At 64.2% G+C, this 19629-nt stretch carries 23 protein-coding genes; 8 read left to right on the forward strand and 15 right to left on the reverse strand.

Annotated elements, in window-relative coordinates:
- Positions 1–8: 8 nt before the first annotated feature.
- Positions 9–458 carry a type II secretion system major pseudopilin GspG gene (gene gspG, locus QMX97_RS03120; RefSeq protein ID WP_065905919.1) on the reverse strand — a complete coding sequence of 150 codons (450 nt, stop codon included), beginning with the start codon at positions 456–458 and terminating at the stop codon, positions 9–11.
- Positions 459–607: 149 nt separating this feature from the next.
- On the opposite strand from gspG, the gene gspI reads away from it, so the two are divergent.
- On the forward strand, positions 608–973 hold the full coding sequence (gene gspI, locus QMX97_RS03125) for a type II secretion system minor pseudopilin GspI (protein ID WP_106804366.1): 366 nt from the start codon (positions 608–610) through the stop codon (positions 971–973).
- Here gspI and QMX97_RS03130 read toward each other — a convergent pair.
- Complete coding sequence (locus QMX97_RS03130; protein ID WP_282395960.1) at positions 960–1391, reverse strand: type II secretion system protein N; 432 nt, start codon at positions 1389–1391, stop codon at positions 960–962. The genes gspI and QMX97_RS03130 overlap by 14 nt on opposite strands.
- Positions 1392–1484: 93 nt before the next feature.
- Between QMX97_RS03130 and QMX97_RS03135 the strand changes: the two genes are divergently transcribed.
- Entirely contained in the window at positions 1485–1937 is a 453-nt protein-coding gene (locus QMX97_RS03135; RefSeq protein WP_282395961.1) for a GspH/FimT family pseudopilin, read from the forward strand.
- On the forward strand, positions 1934–2545 hold the full coding sequence (locus QMX97_RS03140) for a type II secretion system protein GspJ (RefSeq protein WP_282395963.1): 612 nt from the start codon (positions 1934–1936) through the stop codon (positions 2543–2545). The genes QMX97_RS03135 and QMX97_RS03140 overlap by 4 nt, the downstream gene beginning before the upstream one ends.
- Here QMX97_RS03140 and QMX97_RS03145 read toward each other — a convergent pair whose 3' ends face one another.
- From QMX97_RS03145 to QMX97_RS03155, 3 genes are read right to left on the reverse strand one after another with little or no spacing between them, the layout of a single operon-like run.
- Positions 2546–3472 (reverse strand): FecR domain-containing protein, encoded by a 927-nt coding sequence (locus QMX97_RS03145; RefSeq protein WP_065905911.1) that lies wholly within the window; start codon positions 3470–3472, stop codon positions 2546–2548.
- Between the two features lie 37 nt (positions 3473–3509).
- A complete protein-coding gene (locus QMX97_RS03150; RefSeq protein WP_016980117.1) occupies positions 3510–4055 on the reverse strand; it encodes an RNA polymerase sigma factor in 546 nt (181 codons plus the stop codon).
- On the reverse strand, positions 4052–4696 hold the full coding sequence (locus tag QMX97_RS03155; RefSeq protein WP_065905909.1) for a secretin and TonB N-terminal domain-containing protein: 645 nt from the start codon (positions 4694–4696) through the stop codon (positions 4052–4054). The genes QMX97_RS03150 and QMX97_RS03155 overlap by 4 nt, the downstream gene beginning before the upstream one ends.
- A gap of 216 nt (positions 4697–4912) precedes the next feature.
- Here QMX97_RS03155 and QMX97_RS03160 point away from each other — a divergent pair, with 216 nt between their 5' ends.
- Positions 4913–5224: a hypothetical protein gene (locus QMX97_RS03160; RefSeq protein ID WP_106804370.1), complete on the forward strand. Its 312-nt coding sequence runs from the start codon at positions 4913–4915 to the stop codon at positions 5222–5224.
- Between the two features lie 4 nt (positions 5225–5228).
- On the opposite strand, the gene QMX97_RS03165 is transcribed toward QMX97_RS03160, so the two are convergent.
- Entirely contained in the window at positions 5229–5729 is a 501-nt protein-coding gene (locus tag QMX97_RS03165) for a hypothetical protein (RefSeq protein ID WP_213552536.1), read from the reverse strand.
- 178 nt (positions 5730–5907) lie between these two features.
- On the opposite strand from QMX97_RS03165, the gene QMX97_RS03170 reads away from it, so the two are divergent.
- On the forward strand, positions 5908–7512 hold the full coding sequence (locus QMX97_RS03170; protein ID WP_282395973.1) for an SMEK domain-containing protein: 1605 nt from the start codon (positions 5908–5910) through the stop codon (positions 7510–7512).
- A 69-nt stretch (positions 7513–7581) separates the two neighbouring features.
- On the opposite strand, the gene QMX97_RS03175 is transcribed toward QMX97_RS03170, so the two are convergent.
- The 8 genes from QMX97_RS03175 to QMX97_RS03210 all read right to left on the reverse strand — a co-directional run bounded on the left by QMX97_RS03175 (position 7582) and on the right by QMX97_RS03210 (position 15113).
- Positions 7582–8826 carry an OprD family porin gene (locus QMX97_RS03175; protein ID WP_120448215.1) on the reverse strand — a complete coding sequence of 415 codons (1245 nt, stop codon included), beginning with the start codon at positions 8824–8826 and terminating at the stop codon, positions 7582–7584.
- An 88-nt stretch (positions 8827–8914) separates the two neighbouring features.
- Entirely contained in the window at positions 8915–10300 is a 1386-nt protein-coding gene (locus QMX97_RS03180; RefSeq protein ID WP_282395974.1) for a tripartite tricarboxylate transporter permease, read from the reverse strand.
- Positions 10300–10782, reverse strand: coding sequence for a hypothetical protein (locus QMX97_RS03185; RefSeq protein WP_065905900.1), 483 nt, complete (start codon positions 10780–10782; stop codon positions 10300–10302). Before QMX97_RS03185 ends, QMX97_RS03180 begins: the two co-directional genes overlap by 1 nt.
- A 51-nt stretch (positions 10783–10833) precedes the next feature.
- A complete protein-coding gene (locus QMX97_RS03190; protein ID WP_282395978.1) occupies positions 10834–11229 on the reverse strand; it encodes a hypothetical protein in 396 nt (131 codons plus the stop codon).
- A gap of 2 nt (positions 11230–11231) precedes the next feature.
- A complete protein-coding gene (locus QMX97_RS03195) occupies positions 11232–11687 on the reverse strand; it encodes a MaoC family dehydratase N-terminal domain-containing protein (protein ID WP_106804375.1) in 456 nt (151 codons plus the stop codon).
- Positions 11684–12910 carry a CoA transferase gene (locus QMX97_RS03200; RefSeq protein ID WP_282395979.1) on the reverse strand — a complete coding sequence of 409 codons (1227 nt, stop codon included), beginning with the start codon at positions 12908–12910 and terminating at the stop codon, positions 11684–11686. The genes QMX97_RS03195 and QMX97_RS03200 overlap by 4 nt, the downstream gene beginning before the upstream one ends.
- Before the next feature lie 17 nt (positions 12911–12927).
- On the reverse strand, positions 12928–13830 hold the full coding sequence (locus tag QMX97_RS03205; protein ID WP_282395980.1) for a hydroxymethylglutaryl-CoA lyase: 903 nt from the start codon (positions 13828–13830) through the stop codon (positions 12928–12930).
- Positions 13827–15113 (reverse strand): hydroxymethylglutaryl-CoA reductase, degradative, encoded by a 1287-nt coding sequence (locus QMX97_RS03210; RefSeq protein ID WP_282395981.1) that lies wholly within the window; start codon positions 15111–15113, stop codon positions 13827–13829. The genes QMX97_RS03205 and QMX97_RS03210 overlap by 4 nt, the downstream gene beginning before the upstream one ends.
- A gap of 134 nt (positions 15114–15247) precedes the next feature.
- Here QMX97_RS03210 and QMX97_RS03215 point away from each other — a divergent pair, with 134 nt between their 5' ends.
- Both QMX97_RS03215 and mntP read left to right on the forward strand, forming a co-directional pair.
- The gene (locus QMX97_RS03215) at positions 15248–16624 is read left to right on the forward strand and encodes a PLP-dependent aminotransferase family protein (protein WP_282395982.1); all 1377 of its coding nucleotides are present in this window, start codon (positions 15248–15250) and stop codon (positions 16622–16624) included.
- 223 nt (positions 16625–16847) lie between these two features.
- Positions 16848–17411 (forward strand): manganese efflux pump MntP, encoded by a 564-nt coding sequence (gene mntP, locus QMX97_RS03220; RefSeq protein ID WP_120448210.1) that lies wholly within the window; start codon positions 16848–16850, stop codon positions 17409–17411.
- Positions 17412–17456: 45 nt separating this feature from the next.
- Here mntP and QMX97_RS03225 read toward each other — a convergent pair whose 3' ends face one another.
- Positions 17457–18524, reverse strand: coding sequence for an NAD(P)-dependent alcohol dehydrogenase (locus QMX97_RS03225; protein ID WP_065905886.1), 1068 nt, complete (start codon positions 18522–18524; stop codon positions 17457–17459).
- 149 nt (positions 18525–18673) lie between these two features.
- Here QMX97_RS03225 and QMX97_RS03230 point away from each other — a divergent pair, with 149 nt between their 5' ends.
- Positions 18674–19492 carry an alpha/beta hydrolase gene (locus tag QMX97_RS03230; RefSeq protein WP_282395984.1) on the forward strand — a complete coding sequence of 273 codons (819 nt, stop codon included), beginning with the start codon at positions 18674–18676 and terminating at the stop codon, positions 19490–19492.
- Positions 19493–19629 lie beyond the last annotated feature (137 nt).

Genomic DNA, 19629 nt, shown 5'->3' on the forward strand with positions numbered 1-19629 from the left:
GGCGCGCCTTACAACTGCCAGGAGCCGATATCGGCATTCACGCCGTCGCCATCCGGTTGGCCGTCGGCCCCCAGCGAGAACACATCGACCTCACCATTGGCGCCCGGATTGAGGTAGTGATAAGGGTTGCCCCACGGGTCGTTGGGCAGGCGCTCGAGGTAGGCGCGCCAGTTGCTGTTCTTCGCATCCGCCGGGCGCTCCACCAGCACCTTCAGGCCCTGGTTCATGCTCGGGTAGGTGCCGTGGTCCAGCCGATACAGCTTGAGGGCTTGCATCAAGCCGCCGATGTCCTGTTTCGCCGCCGTGGCCCGCGCCTGGTCCGGGCGATCCAGGACCTTGGGCACCACCATCGCCGCCAGGATCCCGAGGATGACCACCACCACCATGATCTCGATCAAGGTGAAGCCACGCTGGCCGCGAGGCCCTGGCAATGGGGATGTTAGGCGCGCGATATCCATCTCGACATTCCTTGGCTTGAGTGCATTTCGTGGCGCAGTGTTGCAAGAACACATGTCAGTCGTATTGAAAATCCTCGGGAGTTTCGGTCGCCAATCGGTCAACTCCCGGCGCTAGTCTGCGGGCCTGTTTCCAGGCTTTCGAGACCCCCATGGACAGCCGTCGCAAGGCGCAAGGCTTTACCCTGATCGAGGTGCTGGTGGCGCTGGCGATCATCGCCGTGGCCATGGCCGCAGCCGTGCGCGTGGCCGGGTTGATGACCCAGAGCAATGGCCTGCTGCGCGACAAGTCCATCGCCTTATTGGCAGCGCAGAGCCGCCTGGCCGAGTTGCGCCTGGAAGGCCACTTGCGCAGCGGCAAAAAGACCTTCGACTGCGACCAGGGCCGCTTGCAGCTGCGCTGCGAACAAACCATCAGCGCCGATGGCGCACTGTTTCACGTGCATGTGCAGGTGCTCGACGCCCGCCGCGAAGCGCCGCCGCTGGCGCGCCTGGACACACAGGTCAGGGTCGAGTGAGCAGCGGCAGCGCAGGCCCGTCCGGCAACTTGTCGAGCTTCACGCGCAGCTTCTCGCCGCCGCGCTCGATCTCCACCCCGTCGCCTTCAATGGCCGTCAGGCGCACGCCGGGGCTGAGGCGTTCACCCAACAAAAAGCTGCGGGGCGGGCCGTCGTTGAGGCTGAGGATCGCCACGGCACCGCGTGCCCCGGCCAGCACACCCGAGACCTTGACCTGCACTGCCGTCGGCGCAGTCGAGAACCATTGCAGCGCCGGGTTATCACTGCGCGCCGCGAGGGCCTGGGGCGTGGCCGCCGGTGTGTGGGATTCGGCCGACGTGAGCAGCAGCGGCGTCCAGACCGCCACACCGGCCAACGCCGCCAGCACCGCCAGTGCCTGCACCCCGTGGGCCGGTGAAAAACGAAGGGCAAATGCCATGAGTAGGACCTCCTGTTTGTCCGTGGCACCAGCCTACAGCTCAATTCGCACGTTTTTATTTCAGCTCCTCTCCAGTTCTCCAGGTGCCCTGCGATGAAACAACACGGCTTCACCCTGATCGAGTTGATGGTGGTATTGGTGATCATCGGCATTGCCAGCGCCGCCATCAGCCTGACCATCAAGCCCGACCCACTGCACCTGCTGCGCAAGGACGCCGAGCGCCTCAGCCAACTGCTGCAAATCGCCCAGGCCGAAGCCCGCACGGACGGCCGCCCGATCACCTGGCGCGGGGATGCCGAGGGCTTTCGCTTCAACCGCCGCAGCGACGACGGCAACGGCATCGAAACCTTCCAGGGCGACGACCCACTGCGCCCGCGCCTATGGGAAAGCACACCGATGCAAATCACCGTCGAACCGCGCCAGCGCCTGGTACTCGATGCCGAATGGATCAGCCCAGCGCTGCGCGTGGTGCTGTCCGACGGCCAACACAGCCTCAGCCTGCAACGCGACGCCCAAGGCTTGATGCGCGTGGTGAGCCAGCCATGAACACCTCCCAACAGGGCTTCACCCTGATCGAAGTAATGGTCGCGATCATGCTCATGGCGCTGGTCAGCGTCATCGCCTGGCGCGGGCTGGACAGCGTCACCCGCGCCGACCAGCACCTGCAGGCCAGCAGCGAACAGACCGAAGTGCTGCTGCGCGCTCTGAACCAGATGCAACGCGACATCAGCCTGCGCGCCAGCGTCGAACTGAACGCCCCGGATCCCTCCAGGAACAACGAAGAAAAGGTTGATGGACTGGCGGCCGTGACAGTGCGCAGTTCCGACAGCAAAGGCTTTCGGCTGGACATCATTCGCAGCGCCCCCGTCGCCGGGGATGGCCTGCAACGGGTACGTTGGTGGCTCAAGGGTGACCGTTTGTATCGCGCTGCGGCGCCTGCACGGGATCGCTATCCGTTGCCGGCGGCGAAGGATGCGGTGGTGGTGCTGACAGGGGTCAGTGATCTGCAGGTGCGCGTGTGGGAGGCGGATAAGGGCTGGCGGCAGCTGAGCGGGAATCGGCGTGAGGATCCGTTGGGGATGGAGATCAGTCTGGTCCGGGAGACGCCCCAAGGTGCGGAGCGTTATCGGCAGGTGGTGGGGCCGTTGAGGTGATTAACTCAACAACACCACCCCACCCGGCAACTCAGTGCACTTGGCCCCATACGCATCCCGAATCAACAACGCCACCCCCGCCAACTGCTGCAGGCTGAACCGTGCCTGCACGCGGCGTTGGCCGAGTTGCTTGTTGAGCAGCACCAGCATGCCGGGGCGGTAGCGGTTGATCTCGTCCACCACCGTCGCCAGTGTGGCGTTGTTGAACACCAGCACCTGTTCGCGCCAGGCCACCACCGCCTGGGTATCCACCACCACGGGTTCGCCCATGCCGGCGGCGCTGTAGGTGAGTTGCCGTCCACCTTCCAGGCGCACGCTGCGGCCGGCGACGTCCACCGAGAGCCAACCTTCGATACAGGTCACGCAGACGGTCTGGTCGGTATTGCGCAGGTTGAAGCGTGCCTGTGCCGCACTCACCGCGCCTGCGCCGGCCAGGACCTGGAGCGGCTGCGCGGCATGGGCGAGCACTTCGACTTCGCCTTCGAGCAGTTCGATGCCCTGCCCCACTCGGCTGATGCGCGTCTGGGTGTTGAGTTCCAGGCTGATGCCGTCGCTCAACAGCACTTGTCGCTGCTCGCCGACCTCGGTGCGGTAGTCCGCCGTCAGGCCAGCGAAGCCGCCGGGCGAGCCGACATGCACCATGACCACGGCTGCCGATGCGGCTATCGCACCGCCGAGGAAAGCGCGCCGGCCGAAATGACGCGGCTGCGCCACTTGCGCGGCGGCCGGGGCTAGTTGCTGCCATACCACCTTGGCCTGCTCGAACGCCTGGGCGTGCTCGGGGCTTTGCGCGCACCACGCCTTGAGCGCCTTGGCGTCGGCCACGGTGGCACGACCCGAGGTCAGCAGGACCAGCCAGTCGCGGGCTTCATCGTGCAGGGGGCTGGCGGCGGTTTCCCGGGCGGTGGAGAGGCTAAAAATATTCAAGCGCGCACATACTCACGGATTTATCAGGGACTCGACACTAAGACGGTTTTCCGGCCCCGGGACCGAACCGCTGGATCACTTTTCTTTCGAGGCGCTTGGCGCAGTGGCCGAGAGCGGCCTTGATTTCCTTTTCGACCATGCGCGTGGAAATGCCGAAACGCTGGGAGATTTCCAGGTGCGGCGCCTCTTCCAGGCGCGCGGCGATGAGGATCTTGCGGCGGCGCGCCGGCAGCTCGTAGAGCGCCTTGACCAGGGACTGGATTTCTTTCTGGCCGCCGACCACGCGCGAGGGGTCCTGGGCTTCGTCGGCGCTTTGCAGCAGCTCTTCCACTTCACTGCCGGTGAGCAGGCGCGCATCGGCCTGGCGGCGGTCGGCGGCGATGTTCAAGGCCATGCGGTAGAGGTAGGCGTTGGGTTGTTGCAGGTTCGGCGGCACGTCCATGCGGTCGACCCGCAGATAGGTTTCGTGCAGGACGTCATTGGCCAGGTCTTCCGACCCCAGGCGCTTGCGCAAACGCACCTTGAAGTCTTCGTAGGAGGCCAGGAACAAGCTGACCATCGTGCTGTGCCCGGTATTTTTCATCCGCCCGAGGCTCCTTTGACTGCTGTGCATTCCATGCGCATTCCTGTTGTGTCGGGCATCAAAAGTAAAGTCACCGGCTGGCGCAGCGAGCTTGGCGCCGGGCGTTCCACCCGCGCCGTGCCCAGGCTGCGGACCAGTGCTTCATCGCGTTGTTCATCGCCGGTGGAGCTGACCAGCCGGCTGTGTTCGATGACCCCGTCAGGATTGACCCAGACCTGCACCAGCGCGCGAAAACTGCCGGGACGGGTCACCGGCGACCGGCACAGGCTGGCTTCGATGGCCTGCTGCACGGCGGTGGCATAACTGCTGTTGATCCGCGCCGCCTGACGGGCCGCCGCGCCACGCGCTGCCGGCGGCTGGCTGACCTGCGGCACCTGCAAGGTAAACGCATCGCTGCGTGCGTAACGCGCCATCAGCCCGCTCCCTGTCAGCAACATCGCCAGCGCCTCAGGCGCCGTGAAGCGCCCGCGCACGCCGATGGAACGCCGGCCCCGGGTCAACTCGCGGTCGACCAGCACCGCCATGCCCGTGGCGCGGCTGTAGGCTTGCAGGGCGTGCTCGAGGTCTTGTGCCGGCAGGTTCAGCGCCAGCGGCGGTGTCTCGGCCCGCGCCGCGCCGCCACCCGCCAGCAGCAACAGCAAGACCAGGACGCATCCGGCGCGCCTCCAGGCTCCCTGTTCACCCCCTGCTCTGCATCGCTGCACGGCCGACGCGCCCTAGAAAACCGTCATCCTGAGGCCAGTTTATGAACCTGATGTTACGGTGATAGCAAAAAAAACATCACGGTGACGAGAGGCCCGCTGCACTAGACTTGCCAGGCACAACGGCCCACATCCCGGGCCCGCCAGGAGGCACTGATGAAGCATTTACCGACCCTCGCCAGCCTGTTGCTGTGCGCCGCCCTGCCCTTGCTCGCCCAGGCCGACAATGCCCCAGGTGGCTGCGCCGAAGTCGCGGTGGATGGCTACAAGGCGCCGGACTACGGGTGCCTGAGCCAGCAGATGGGCAGCGAGACGAATGCAACCAAGGCCGCGCAGAAGAATCGCGAGGCGCAGAACATCCCGGTAGAGCGGCGCCAGCCGAACAAGGTCGGCCTGGCCACTCCGGCGGCGACCAGCGTGCGCATGGGCAACACCTTCGGTACGTCGGTGAAGCCGCAGCGACCGTGAGGGATCACCTTCGATAGAACACGCCGCAGGAAACTTCCTTGTACAGGTGGTCGGTCCACCCTGAGTTGTGCACGTAGATCTGCTGGTGCGAGCGAAACTTCTCGATCCCGCGAATATTCACCATGTCCTCGTGCCAATTCGCATAGATCAGCATGCCTTCGATATCTTCGATGGTTTGCGGGTCATCCTGGCCCACTAGAAACGTCGGCACACCCAGGCACAGGCTGAACGTGACGCCTGGATGGTTGGCGCGCAGCCTGGCCAGGCGCTGCACGTGGTCGGCCTGCCGATGACGCACGGCGGCGGTTTGCTTGTAGGTCATCCCGATGTAGTAAGGCCACCATTCTCGGTCGACCCTCGCGACGATGGCATAGAAATAGGCGTAGTCATTTTCCGGGATGCCGTTGGAAAACAGCAGGTCGTGGGGCGCGGGAGGTGTCCAGGCAATGTCGACATTGACGTCGAAATAATCCGGCCAGGAAGCTGTAAACGTCTCGCCAATCATCTGATCTCCTATCGGGCCGTCCTCTCCGGGCACCGGCCAATACCGTCCATCTCTTTCCTGGCGCACCCCGCGCAGTGCCCGTGGCCGCCAGACGAAGGCGGGACAATACCCGAGATCATGGCCCTGAGCCACCACTGCTGGCACACTCCACGTTCCACTTGCAGCAGCACGGCCCGCCATGAACGACACACTGGTTTCTCGCAATGCACAACTTGATCAACTGGCCCTGATGCTGGTGGTGTTCAAGCACTACGTCGAGATGAAAAAAAATGCCCACCTCCTGGACACCGTCCGGCTGGCCGAATCGGTGATCGCTGAGCTGATGTCGCACTTGTGCGGCATGGGCGGCTTCATCGATCTGAATAAGGACTACCCCAACCACCCTGGCATAGACCTGTTATCCGACGATGGCACTGTGGGGGTGCAAGTCACCGTGACGCGCACTCCGCGCAAAGTCAAAGACACCCTCGACCACGTCCCGTCCCTGCCCGCCACGCTTCAAAAGCTCTACCTCGTGATGGTCTGTGGCCGGCAGAAAAACTACCGGGCGGCTTCGATCGCTCAACACGCTCATGCTGCCGGCATCTGCTTCGACCCCAAGACCGATATTCTCGATCTGGAGGGGTTGTTTGAAATGGCCAGGCACAACAGTCAGGCGCACATAGACAAAGCCATACAGCGACTCGAAAAAGAAATGGGCCACCGCGCGCTGAGCCTGCTGGGCAGTTTCAACAAAAATGCCGACCGCGTCCTGCAGGTGATCCGGGCTCACGGGGTGCGAGGACCGGCGTTCAATGAGCTGCTCGACATTGACCCCTGGGTCGCGCCGCCCCGCCTGACCACTCCCGATGCCCTGCAACCCTGGCTGACACCGGCCAATTGCGCGACCATCGCCGAGCAATTCAATGTGCCGCCGAGCTGGCTGGACGGCGCCGACGAGCGCACGGGCGATTATTACGACAGCTCACCCTGGCGCACCTCGGGCGATGTCATGGGGCTGCTGGCAACGATCGCCGAACGCTACCGCAGCGCGCACTTCCATATCGTGATTGCCGACGACATCGACACCCCCTTCGACTGCTTCCACGAAACGTCGCCGGGGGCACGGGAGGTGCCCTTGCTGGTGTTCTACCAAGCGCACGGACCCTACGGCGATGTCTATGCGCATTTAGGGGTACAGCCTTGGAATGTGCTGCATCACCGTCAGGCCGCGTTCTTTCTGGCCACCGCCATTCGCGACTTTGCGCGCCAGGGCTTGGGCCATTTCAGCGTCGAGTGGGAGCAGTGGCCGCGCAACGACATCCTCGCCAGTTGCACCGGTACGCTATTGGCCGAGCTGGTGCCAAACCGACGCGGGCGACCGCTGGACGAGCGCGACCGGATCCGTTTCGATGGCCGCTGGCAGTTCCCCGGCCGACCGGACCTGACCACAGCGTTCAACGATGAGTATCTGCCCACCGTGCTCCATGGATTCCAGCGCCTGCAACAGCGCCAGCACCGATTTCGCGTGCTGCAGGAATATGTCGATACCCAAGCCGCCTGGAGTGCCCTCGCGGCCCCGGCACCCGGCGCGAAGCGTGTCGACGGCTATGCGGCGTGTGACATCGCACAGATCTGCCACGTGCCCTTGCGCTGCGCCGACGCCCTGGGCAACGAGCATGAACTGTCGGTAGACAAGGCGCGCGAACTGATCGATGAGCAACTGGAGATGGCTGCTGCGGACCCGAAAAAGCGCTTCGTCTTCCTCGATATCCGCGTCGATCCGGCGCGCGCAGACAGTTAGCACCGGGCTCGGATTGTCTTGGGCAGGTATCTGCAGGCACGCCGGGCGGCGTGCCTGCCGATCAGTGGCTTAGAGCAACGACAGCGGATAGCTGATGATCAACCGGTTCTCATCGAACTCATTGGTGCTGAAGTCCCGGCGCAGGGTCGAATTGCGCCAGCGCACGTTGAGGTTGCGAGCCGGCCCGCTCTGCACCACATAGGCCAGTTCGGACTCGCGCCCCCACTCCTTGCCATCGGTGATCGCGCCGACATGCGCGTTGTCGCCACGGATATAGCGGGTCATCAAGGTCAGGCCCGGCAGGCCCTGGGCGGCGAAATCATAGTCGTAGCGTACCTGCCACGAGCGCTCCTTGGCCGCGTCGTAGCTGGAGTTGTAGCTGTCGTTGGCCAGGCTGGTGCCGGCCGTGCCGTTGACGCGCATCCAGCCGTTGTCGCCGGACATGCGCTGGGCGCCCAGGTAAAAGGTGTGCGCGCCAGTACGCGCCGAGAGCATCGCCGACATCGCGCGGTTGTCCAGGTTGCCGGCCAGGGCCTTGGCGTTTTCTTCACCGGAGAAATAGCCGAGGTTGGCGCCCAGTACCCAGCTACCCACCGGTTGGCTGTGGGTCAGGTTGAAGTAGCGCTGCTGGTAGATATCCGCCAGTTCCGAGTACCACACGCCGAGCTGGGTTTTCTTGTCGTTGAACTGGTATTCGGCACCGCCGAAGTTAAAGCGGTCGGAGGTGGCATCGGGACGCCCGGCCATGAACATGTCGTCCATGCTCGCGTCGTTGCGCGGGCTGTTGGCGCGAAACTGGCCGCCGTACAGGCTCAGGCCGCTGATCTCCCTGGACGTCAGCTGCGCGCCACGGAAGGTCTGGGTCAGCGAGCGGCCATCGTCGGACCGCAGCACCGGCAAGGCCGGCGCCCACTCACCGGCCTTGAGTTCGGTGTTCGACAGCTTGGCCTTGAGCGCCACGCCGAGCCGTCCGAAATCATCCGCCGGACGCCCGTCATCGTGCACCGGCAACAGCTGGGTATTGGCCGTGCCCTTGCCGCCGTCGAGCTTCACCGAGTACAGGCCCAGCACGTCGACACCCAAGCCGACCACGCCGGCGGTGTAGCCCGAGCGTGCGTCGAGGATAAAGCTCTGGGTCCACTCCTCGGCCTTGGCCTGCGGGTAGGCGCCATTGACGAAGTTGCGGTTGAGGTAAAAATTGCGCAGGTTCAGCGAGGCCTTGCTGTCGTCGATAAAGCCGTCGGCATAGCTGCTGCCGGCCGTGAAGACCAGGCAGGTGAGCACCACAGGGTTGGCACGTAAAAGGATCTTCATTGTTATTATTCCTTTTCGGGAGGCGAACGCCTCCCGTCGCAGATCACGGGTATCTGCTGGCTTGAGAGATAAGGTGAGGTGGAGCGGTTTAGTTGCCGGTCAACGCAATGATCGCCGGCACCGTCAGCACGGCGGTGTAATAGCCCATGAACTGCACACCGATGTTGAAACCCAGGAAGCGTGCGAGGAAGCCGCCGAGCAGACCCACGGTGACAATCACCATCAACCCCAGCAGCCCGCCTTCCCAGATACCGATCACCAGCACCAGACCAATAAAGGTCGCGATCACCGCTTCATGGCTGATCTTGCGCACCACAAAGGCGGCGGCGCCGTGGGCAAAGTTCATCGTGAACGGGTACGCGACCAGGATCGCCACGATCACCGCGAGCATGCCGTAGCCGAGGAATTCCCAGGTGTTGAGCAGGTTGTGCAGGTTGTTGATCTCGCCGGTGGCGTTGTCGACGAAGAAGCGCGGCGGCGCGTTGAACAGCGGCGCGGCCGGGCCGGCGGCCACCGGGCTCAGCGGCAGCCCGAAGGCCATCAGCGGGATCAGCGTTTCGGCAATGTAGGTCGACTCGGTCACGCCGTTGCGCGCGGTGATCACCGTGGTCAGGCGGTCATAGGCCTGTTTGATCCGCGCGCCGATCACTTCGCCCATGATCACCGTCATCGCCACCGGGCTGAACACGAAGGTGGCGCTGGAAACGCTGGCAGCCATGGCCGTGACGCGCACCTGGCGCGGGTTGATGACCTTGAACGGGTTGGGAAAGTAGCCGCTCCAGCCCTTCACGTCCGGGGCCAGGGAAAACACCCGGTAGTGGTCCCGACGCATGCGCTGGCGCTCACTGGGTGCCAACAGCGAGAACAGCGAGGCAATCAACGGCGCCACGGCGATGCCGAGGAAGTAACTCACCGACAGCTTGACCCCGTATTGCCCGGTCAGTGCCTGCAACGCGACGATCACCACCACAAACGGCACCAGCGCCAGCACGGCGGCCCAACGCCCGGCAGAGAAATAGGCAATGGTGAACGCCGCGCACAGGAACACCCACGGCGCGAACTGCTTAATCACCGCACCGAACGGCGCCAGCAGCACCGCAAACAGCACCGACAACGGCACTGCGATCAACGCCGCCACCGCGCCACCGGAGATCATCTTGCGCAGGGCAATATGCGGCACGCCGAGTTTGCGCAGGTAATTGGCATCCGCCAGCAGGGCCGTGGCCGAGGTGTCGCCGGGAATCCCCAGCAGCGCGGTCGGCACGGCATGCGTCATGTGCTTGGCCACGGCGCCGGCCAGGAAGAACGTCAACACCCCGGCCGGCGGCGCGCCCAGCAGCACCACCAGCATGGTCAGCGGTGCGAGCGTGGTGGTCTCATCCGTGCCGGAGACCAGGCCGATGGCCGCGAACACCACCGCGCCGAGCAGCCCGAGGGCGAAGGCCATCATGATTTCATGCAACAAGACTTCCATTACCCGCGCCCTCCGCTGAGGCTGGGAGTCAGTGCCGGAGCCTGGGCGACCGACACGTTTTCTTCGCGGGCCTGGGCTTCCCGGAACAGCTCATACAACTCCAGCTCGCGCAGTTCGGCGATTACCTCGGCGGACAAGTCCTCAAGGCGCCCGAGGCTGCCGTATTCCTTGAGCAGGTCAGCCACCACTTGTTCGCGAAAGCTCTGGTCGGCGACGTTTTCCTGCACGTCGCGCTTGGGTGCAAACAGCCTGGCACTGATGGCGCCACCGGCCAGGCAGCCGAGAATGCCGATCAGCATGGCGTAGGCTCGCGCCATCTGCGCCGATTCCACCAGGTGGTGCAGCACTTGCTGCGCGGCGAAGTAGGCGCCCAGGCTGACCACCGCGCCAATGCCGATGGACATCGCCAGGTCACGACCATCAATGGTGTCGCCCCAGACCTCGTAGAGGTTTTGCCTTTTCGGCGGTAAACGTTGCTGCATGGTGCCCTCCGGCCCTTTCGGGCTTGTTGTTTTTATAGGGGGGTGAAGCGTTCAGGGTCGGCGCAGCGTGGCGCGCCCCACGGTGGTGGCCTGGCCCTGTTGATTGACGATCTGCAACGCCAGCGTGATGCGTTCGCCCTCCACGGCCTCGATTTCACCGTGGGCGGTCAACACGTCACCGACGTAGGCGGCGCGCCGATTGCTGTACTCGAAGGCCAGCAGTTCGTCGCTGTACTCCATCCAGTCGTAGAGCAACTGCGTCAGCCAATCGCCCTGCAACGGGCCATCGACCAGCAGCGCCGGATGGCCTTCCTGGTGCTGCGCGTACAGCAGGTCATAGTGAATGCGGTGGGCATTCCAGATCGCCGCGTTGTACAGGAACAGTTGCACGGTGCCCGGCGTGTATTGCCGTGACGGCAAGGCCTGGCCGATGTCGAGGGTGGGCATGATTATCTCGCTATCCGGGTCAGGTATTCGGTCACCAGCGGCTCGCCCGCCTCGTTCTCGAAACGGTTTTCGAACACCAGGAAAATCAGCGGCCCTTCGGCGCCCTGTTTTTCGTGGATGTCCACCAGGGTCTGGCGGCACACCAGCACATCGCCGGGGTAAATGCGCCGATGCACCTCATAGCGGCTGCCGCCGGCGAGGATGCGCTTGAGCGGCAGCTCGGGCAGCAACGGGCTGTCCGGGCAATGGCCGTCTTCGCGCAGGTGGTCGAGGGGCAGCACCGGCATCAGCACGCTGAACAAAAACATCAGCGGTGCTTCATCACCGGCGAGGAACCGCGCCTGGCGCTGCCCGGTGGCGACCGCGTATTTACGGATATCCTGGCGGTTGACTTGAAAACGCACCGGTGCCAATGCCTGGCCGATGCAGCCTGTGATTTCGGCGGTAAGCAGGCTCAAATCACACCTCGCCGGACCAGGTCCTCGTACTGCGCTGCGTCCAGCCCCAGCCAATCGCGGTAGACCTGCTGGTTATGCTGGCCGACACCCGGCGCGCTGGCGCCCTTCTCCAAGGTGCCGCCGGAGAGCTTCACCGGGTTGCCGAACACCTCGAAATGCGTGCCCTGGCATTCGACGCTGACCACCATGTCACGCTCGCGCACATGCGGGTCGGCGACCACTTCATCCATGCTCTTGATCGGCGACAACGGGAAGCGGTCGCCGGTCAGGGCTTCCAGCTCGGCCTTGGTGTGCGCCGCGCACCAGCCTTCGACGATGGGCTTGACCCGCCGCAGGTAAGTGGCCTGCTCGAAACGCTTGGCCATGGTGTCGATTTCCGGATCGCTGGCCAACGCCGCATCACCGAAGGCATGGCAGGCCTCGCGCCAGAACTTGTCCGTGTAGGCGCCGAAAAACACAAAGCCGTCCTTGCACGCATAGCGCCCGTAGGGTTTGACGAAAGGATGGCCGTTGCCGGTCGGGCCGACCACTGCGCCGGTCTCGGTGTAGGTGACCAGGGCGTTTTCGGTCAGCGAGATAATCGAGTCCTGCTGGGACACGTCCACCAGTTGCCCCTGGCCGCTGCGCTCGGCTTCACGCAAGGCACCGAGGGTGCCAATCGCGGCATACAGGGCAGCGGACAAATCCCCCAGCACGGTGCCGACGCGCATCGGCTCTTCCACGGTGCCATTCATCGACCACAGCCCGCCGGCGGCCTGGGCGCTGCTGTCGAACGCCGGGCGCGACGAGTTCGGCCCATGCTGGCCGAAGCCGCTGATGGCGGTGAACACCAGCGCCGGGTTGACCGCCTTGAGCACCTTGTAGCCCAGGCCCAGCTTGTCCATGGTACCGGGGCGGAAGTTCTCGATGACGATATCGGCCTTGCGCACCATGTCGAGGAAAGTCGCCTTGCCGTCCGCGTGCTTGAGGTCCAGGCACACCGCCTGTTTGTTGCGGTTGAACTGGGCGAAGAAACCGCTGACCGGCGCGTGGCTGCTGCGGCTCATGGGCGGGAATTCACGGGTCAGGTCGGGGTCGGTGGGGTGCTCGATCTTGATCACCGTGGCGCCCATGTCCGCCAGCAGCATGGCGCAGTACGGCCCCGCCACTACACGGGTGAGATCGAGGATAGTCACGCCCTTGAGCGGGCCGAAGCCGGCCAGGGTGTCGGTAAGAGGGTTCATGGGTTCTCCACTTATTGTTATTGGGGACGTGCACGCAGCGCCTTGGCCACCCGCGATTCGCCGGTGCGTTGCAGCCGGTTATCAATAAAGACGGCTACCTCCAGCAGTTTTGCAAGGTCGACGCCGGTGGCGATGCCCTGCCCCTCAAATAGATACACCAGTTCCTCGGTCGCGACGTTGCCGGTGGCCCCCGGAGAATAAGGGCAGCCGCCCAGCCCCGAGACCGAGCTGTCGAACACCCGCACCCCGGCCTGCCACGCCGCCTGCACATTGGCCACGGCCATGCCGTAGGTGTCATGGAAATGCCCGGCCATGGCACTCAGCGGCACCACGTCGGCACAGGCCTGGATCAACCGCGTGGTCGCGCCCGGCGTGCCGGTGCCGATAGTGTCGCCGAGGCTGACTTCGTAGCAGCCCATGGCGTACAGCGCCTGGGTCACCGCGACCACCTGCGGCACCGGCACTGCGCCGCTGAACGGGCAGCCGAGCACACAGGATACGTAGCCACGCACAGCCACGCCGGCTTCCAGGGCCTTGGCCAACACCGGTTCGAAGCGCTCCAGGCTCTGGGCAATCGAACAGTTGATGTTCTTCTGCGAAAACGCTTCGGACGCCGCCGCAAACACTGCCACCTCGCGGCAACCGGCGGCCAGGGCCATGTCCAGGCCTTGCAGGTTGGGCACCAGCGCGGTGTAGGTCACGCCATGGCGCTCGCCCAGGCCACGCAGCACGGCAGCGGAATCGGCCATCTGCGGCACCCAGCGCGGCGACACGAAGGCCCCCGCCTCAATGGTGCGCAAGCCAGCATCGGCGAGGCGTTCCACCAGCGCGATGCGGGTGTCCACCGACAGGCTGCGCGCTTCATTCTGCAAGCCGTCGCGCGCGCCCACTTCCACCAGCCGAACGCTGTTCATGCTCACTGCCCGCGCTTGTCGAGCAACAGCGCCCGGGCACTGTCGGCGCGCACGTCATGGGTGGCGACCATGCGCTCGACCAGCCACTGCACTTCGTCCCCACGGGCACCAGCGGACAGCGCCACATTGCGCGCATGCAATGCCATGTGCCCGCGCTGGATGCCTTCGGTGGCAAGCGCGCGCAACGCGCCGAGGTTCTGCGCCAGGCCGACCGCCACGGCGATTTCACCGAGTTCCTGGGCGCTTTTCACCCCAAGGATGCGCAGGGACAACTGCGCCAGTGGGTGGGTCTTGGTGGCGCCGCCGACCAGGCCGAGCGGCATGGGCATCTCCAGGGTGCCGACCAGGTGGCCCTCGCGGTCTTTCTCCCACGTGGTCAGCGAACCATAGTGCCCGCTGCGGCAGGCATACGCGTGCGCCCCCGCCTCTACCGCGCGCCAGTCATTGCCGGTGGCGACCACCAGCGGGTCGATGCCGTTCATGATGCCCTTGTTATGGGTGGCGGCGCGGTACGGGTCGATGGCGGCGAAGGTGTAGGCGTCGATCACCCCTTCGACCACCTCTTCACCGCTGTACTCGGCGGTGGCCAGGTGCTGCGGGGCAATGCGCAACTGGGCACGGCACAAACGCAAATCGGCCAGGTTCGACAGGATGCGCAGGCGCACCTTGCCGCCGGTAAGACGCTCCATCAGCGGCGCCACGGCCTCGGCCATGGTGTTGACCGTGTTGGCGCCCATGGCGTCGCGCACGTCGACGATCAGGTGCGCCACCAGCATCGGCCCGCGCGGGCTGTCGGCGAAGGTGTGCACCTCGATATCGCGGCAGCCGCCGCCCAGGGTGTTGAGCAACTGGTCCTTGCTGTTGGCCAGGGCGATGATTTCATCTTTGTTGCGCAGCAGGCTCAGCCGTGCATTGAACGGGTCGCTGATGCCGATGATCTGCACCTGCGCGCGCATCAGTGGCGCGCTGCTGGAAGTCTGGAAACCGCCGGCCGGGCGCGTCAGCTTGGCCATGAACGAAGCGGCAGCCACCACCGACGGCTCTTCCACCACCAGCGGGATCACCACGTCGCGACCGTTGATGCGGAAATTGCTGGCCACGGCATACGGTAATTCGAATTTGCCGATGACGTTTTCGATCATGCCGTCGGCGATTTCCAGGGGCAGCGCACCGGCGTCACGCAGCAGCGCCACATCGTCATTGCTCAAGCCGAGCAAGGGTTGCAGGTGTTCGAGACGCTGGCGCGGGGACAGGCTGCGGAAGTTGGGCAAGCGGGAATCGATGGGCATTCAGGGGCTCCTCAAGGAGTCATTTGTTATTGGATGCCGCCAAATTGCCCCATCTGTAGCCTTGAAAGAAGGTACAGTTTTGCCGGACAGTTCAGCCACTGTACCCATAACAAGAACCCACAAGGAATTGCAGCATGTCGCGCCCGACCCTCGCGCAACAGGTGGCCAGCGCCATCGCCCAGCAAATCACCGACGGCGCCCTCAAGGCCGGCGAGAAGCTGCCATCGCTGCGTGAATACATGCGCCTGCATGGGCATTCCAAGAACACCGTGATCACCGCCTACGAGCACCTGGCCGCCGACGGGCTGGTGGAGGCGCGCCATGGCCAGGGCTTTTTCGTGATCAAGCGCGTGGCCCACACCAGCGAAGACGAAGAGAGCCAACCCTACAACCGCGCCCTCGACACCATCTGGATGATGCGCCAGCAGTTTGTGCGCGACCCGGGCCACTCGCACCTGGGCGAAGGCTTTCCGCCGGTGGAATGGCTGATGGACATGCGCCTGGACAAGTTCCACCGCCAGGTGGTGCGCGCCGGGGTGACCACGCTGTTTCGCTACGGCACACGCCTGGGCAACGCCGGGCTGCGCGCACGCCTGGTGCAAAAGCTGGCGGACTACGCGCTGCCGGTGTCGCCGCGCCAACTGGTGACCACCTTGGGTGCCAACCATGCGATGGACTTGATCATCCGGCGCTACCTCAACCCCGGCGACCCGGTGCTGGTCGAAGATCCCGGCTACTACCCGCTGTTCGGCAAACTGCAGTTGCAGGGCGCGCGCATGTTCGGCGTGCCGCGCGACCCCGACGGGCCGAACCTGCAGGCGCTGGAGCAGTTGATCAAGGCCCATCGCCCGCGCCTGTTTTTCCTGCAGTCGATCGGCCACAACCCCACCGGCTCGGACCTGTCCCCGGCCAAGGCGCACCAGTTGCTGCGCATCGCCGAGACCTACGACCTGCTGCTGGTGGAAAACGATGCGATGGCCGACTTCAAGCCCAGTTCGGCGATCAAGCTGTCGGCCCTCGACCAGCTCAACCGCACCTTGTACGTCGGCAGCTTTTCCAAATCGGTGTCGGCAGCCCTGCGCGTGGGCTTTATCGCTGGCAGCAAGCAGCGCGTCGAGGAACTGGCGGACATCAAGATGATCCTGCACAACAGCGGCGCCGAGTACAGCGAGCGCACCATCGACGTAATCCTCGGCGAAGGGCACTTCCTGCGCCACCTTTCGCGCCTGCAGGATCGCCTGCGCCACGCCACCGCCCGAGGCCTGGCGCTGCTCGACGAACTCGGCGCCGAGGTGTTCTGCCGGCCCGAGCAGAGCCTGTACCTGTGGGCCCGCTTCCCGACTGTCGAGGATGCCAACGCCCTCACCCGCCTGTGCCTGGCCCAGGGCGTGATGCTCGCGCCGGGGGCGATCTTTTCCACGCAACCAAAGAACACAGTGCCGTGGACGCGCCTGAACGTGGCTTACCTGGATGACCCGGTGTTCTGCCGGATCATCCGCGAACTGCAATAAGGCCTTTTGACAAATTTTTCATCTACGCTCGCCTAAGATCGCCCACCTCGTTGGGGAGTAACCTGCTTCTGATCCTGTCGGAAGCGTTCGTATCAACATATTCGGCAACCTGCCGTGGTGCGAACACCGTCTTTTCGGTTGGTGAGACCAGCGACACATCCATGCCTAAAGTCGGGCGTGTGGGTGTGTCGTTGTCTCATATAGCCCGACTGGAAGCCTGACCGTGAACCCCATTTCCCTGATTCTTCTCGCCCTTGCCATGTCCACGGACGCCTTCGCGGCGGCCATCGGCAAAGGCTCCAGCCTGCACAAGCCACGCCTGACCCAAGCCCTGCGCGCCGGCCTGATCTTCGGCGTGATCGAAGCCATCACCCCGATGATCGGCTGGGCCATCGGCCATGCTGCGACGCGCTGGGTGGAGAACTGGGACCACTGGATCGCCTTCACCCTGCTCGCGGTGCTGGGCCTGCACATGATCTACAACGGGCTCAAGGCCGACGATGACGAGGCCGAAAAACCGACCCAGCATTCGTTCATGATCCTGGCGGTCACGGCATTTGCGACCAGCATCGACGCGCTGGCGGTGGGCGTGGGCCTGGCGTTTGTCGACGTGAATATCCTGGTGGCCTCCGCCGCGATCGGCCTCGCGACCATGACCATGGTGACCATCGGCATGATGCTGGGCCGGGTGCTGGGCACCGTGGTGGGCAAACGTGCCGAGATCGTCGGCGGCGTGGTGCTGATGCTGGTGGGTGCGACAATCCTGTACGAACACCTCTCAGCCTGAACAAAACTGCAGGAGCCGGCTTGCCGGCGCCTGCAGGGACGGGCCTCAGGCCGCGTGGCTTGCTTTCTTCAGGCTGTCCATATCGATCACGAATCGATACTTCACATCGCCCTTGAGCATCCGCTCATACGCCTCGTTGATCCCCTGGATATCGATCATCTCGATGTCCGAGACAATCCCGTGCTTGGCGCAGAAGTCGAGCATGTCCTGGGTCTCCTGGATCCCGCCGATCAACGAGCCAGCCAGGCTGCGGCGCTTGAAGATCAGGCCGAATACCGCCGGCGACGGGTGCGGACTGTCGGGCGCGCCGACCAGGGTCATGGTGCCGTCACGCTTGAGCAGGTTGAGAAACACATCCAGGTTATGCGGTGCAGCGACGGTGTTGAGGATGAAGTCCAGGCTGTTGGCGACCTTGGCCATTTCATCCGCGTTCTTCGACACCACCACCTGATCGGCCCCCAGGCGCAGGCCGTCTTCGCGCTTGTTGGGTGAGGTGGTGAACAGTGTGACGTGTGCGCCCATCGCATGGGCGATCTTCACCGCCATATGCCCCAGGCCACCCAGGCCGACCACGCCGACTTTCTTGCCGGGGCCGACTTTCCAGTGGTGCAGCGGCGAGTAGGTGGTGATGCCCGCGCACAGCAGCGGCGCCACCGCTGCCAGGTTCGAATCATCGTGGGAGATGCGCAGCACGAACTTCTCCTTGACCACGATGCTGTCCGAATAACCGCCAAAGGTGTTTTCACCGCCGAACACCGGGCCGTTGTAGGTGCCGGTAAACCCGTTCTCGCAGTATTGCTCCTCGCCCTCGGCGCAGGACGCACAGTGCTGGCAGCTGTCGACCATGCAGCCGACGCCGGCGAGGTCGCCGACCTTGAATTTTTTCACGTTGGCGCCCACCGCTGTCACACGGCCGACGATTTCGTGGCCGGGCACCGAGGGATACAGGGTGTTGTTCCACTCATTGCGTGCGGTGTGCAGGTCGGAGTGGCAGACGCCGCAATACAGAATGTCGATCTGGACGTCCTCGGCCCCCGGCGCGCGGCGCTCGAAGGTGAAGGGCTTGAGGGCATCCTTGGCGTTCTGGGCGGCGTAGCTGTAAGTCTTGGCCATTTCGTTCACCTGTGTGATCTGACGGTAGAGGTCAGTGGACCAGCATAGACGCTGAACCGTTCAACCGAGCACACCGGTACAAGCCCTTCGTCCGGTTTCACGCAATAGTGCGCTAGAGTCTTTCAGCCCCCTCAACCAGGAGTTTTTGCATGAGCACATTTGTTGCAAAAGACGGTACCCAGATCTATTTCAAGGACTGGGGCAGCGGTAAACCGGTGTTGTTCAGCCACGGTTGGCCACTGGACGCCGACATGTGGGAATACCAGATGGAGTACCTCAGCAGCCGCGGTTATCGCACCATCGCCTTTGACCGTCGTGGCTTTGGTCGCTCGGACCAACCCTGGACCGGCAACGACTACGACACCTTCGCCGACGACATCGCCCAGTTGATCGAACACCTGGACCTCAAGGACGTGACCCTGGTGGGCTTCTCCATGGGCGGCGGTGATGTGGCCCGCTACATCGCCCGCCACGGCAGTGCACGGGTGGCCGGCCTGGTGCTGCTGGGCGCCGTCACCCCGCTGTTCGGCCAGAAGCCCGACTATCCGCAGGGTGTCCCGCTCGATGTGTTCGCAGGGTTCAAGACCGAGCTGCTGAAGGATCGCGCGCAGTTCATCAGCGATTTCAACGCACCGTTCTATGGCATCAACAAGGGCCAGGTCGTCTCCCAAGGCGTGCAGACCCAGACCCTGCAAATCGCCCTGCTGGCCTCGCTCAAGGCCACGGTGGATTGCGTCACCGCGTTCGCCGAAACCGACTTCCGCTCGGACATGGCCAAGATCGACGTACCCACCCTGGTGATCCATGGCGATGGCGACCAGATCGTGCCGTTCGAGACCACCGGCAAAGTGGCGGCGGAGTTGATCAAGGGCGCCGAACTGAAGGTGTACAAGGACGCGCCCCACGGGTTCGCGGTGACCCACGCCCAGCAGTTGAACGAAGACCTGTTGGCGTTCTTGAAACGCTGAGTTAATGTCTGCCTTTATCGGCCGGGCTTGCCCGGCCTTTTTTTTACGCGCTCGAATCTCGCGCGGTCGCCGGGCACGATCGTGCTGAACCGCCGCCCCCTCGCCACGGTCCCAACCCATACGTTCATCGCTGCAGG

The organism is Pseudomonas sp. PS01298 (genome assembly GCF_029959745.1).
GTDB classification, from domain to species: domain Bacteria; phylum Pseudomonadota; class Gammaproteobacteria; order Pseudomonadales; family Pseudomonadaceae; genus Aquipseudomonas; species Aquipseudomonas aylmerensis.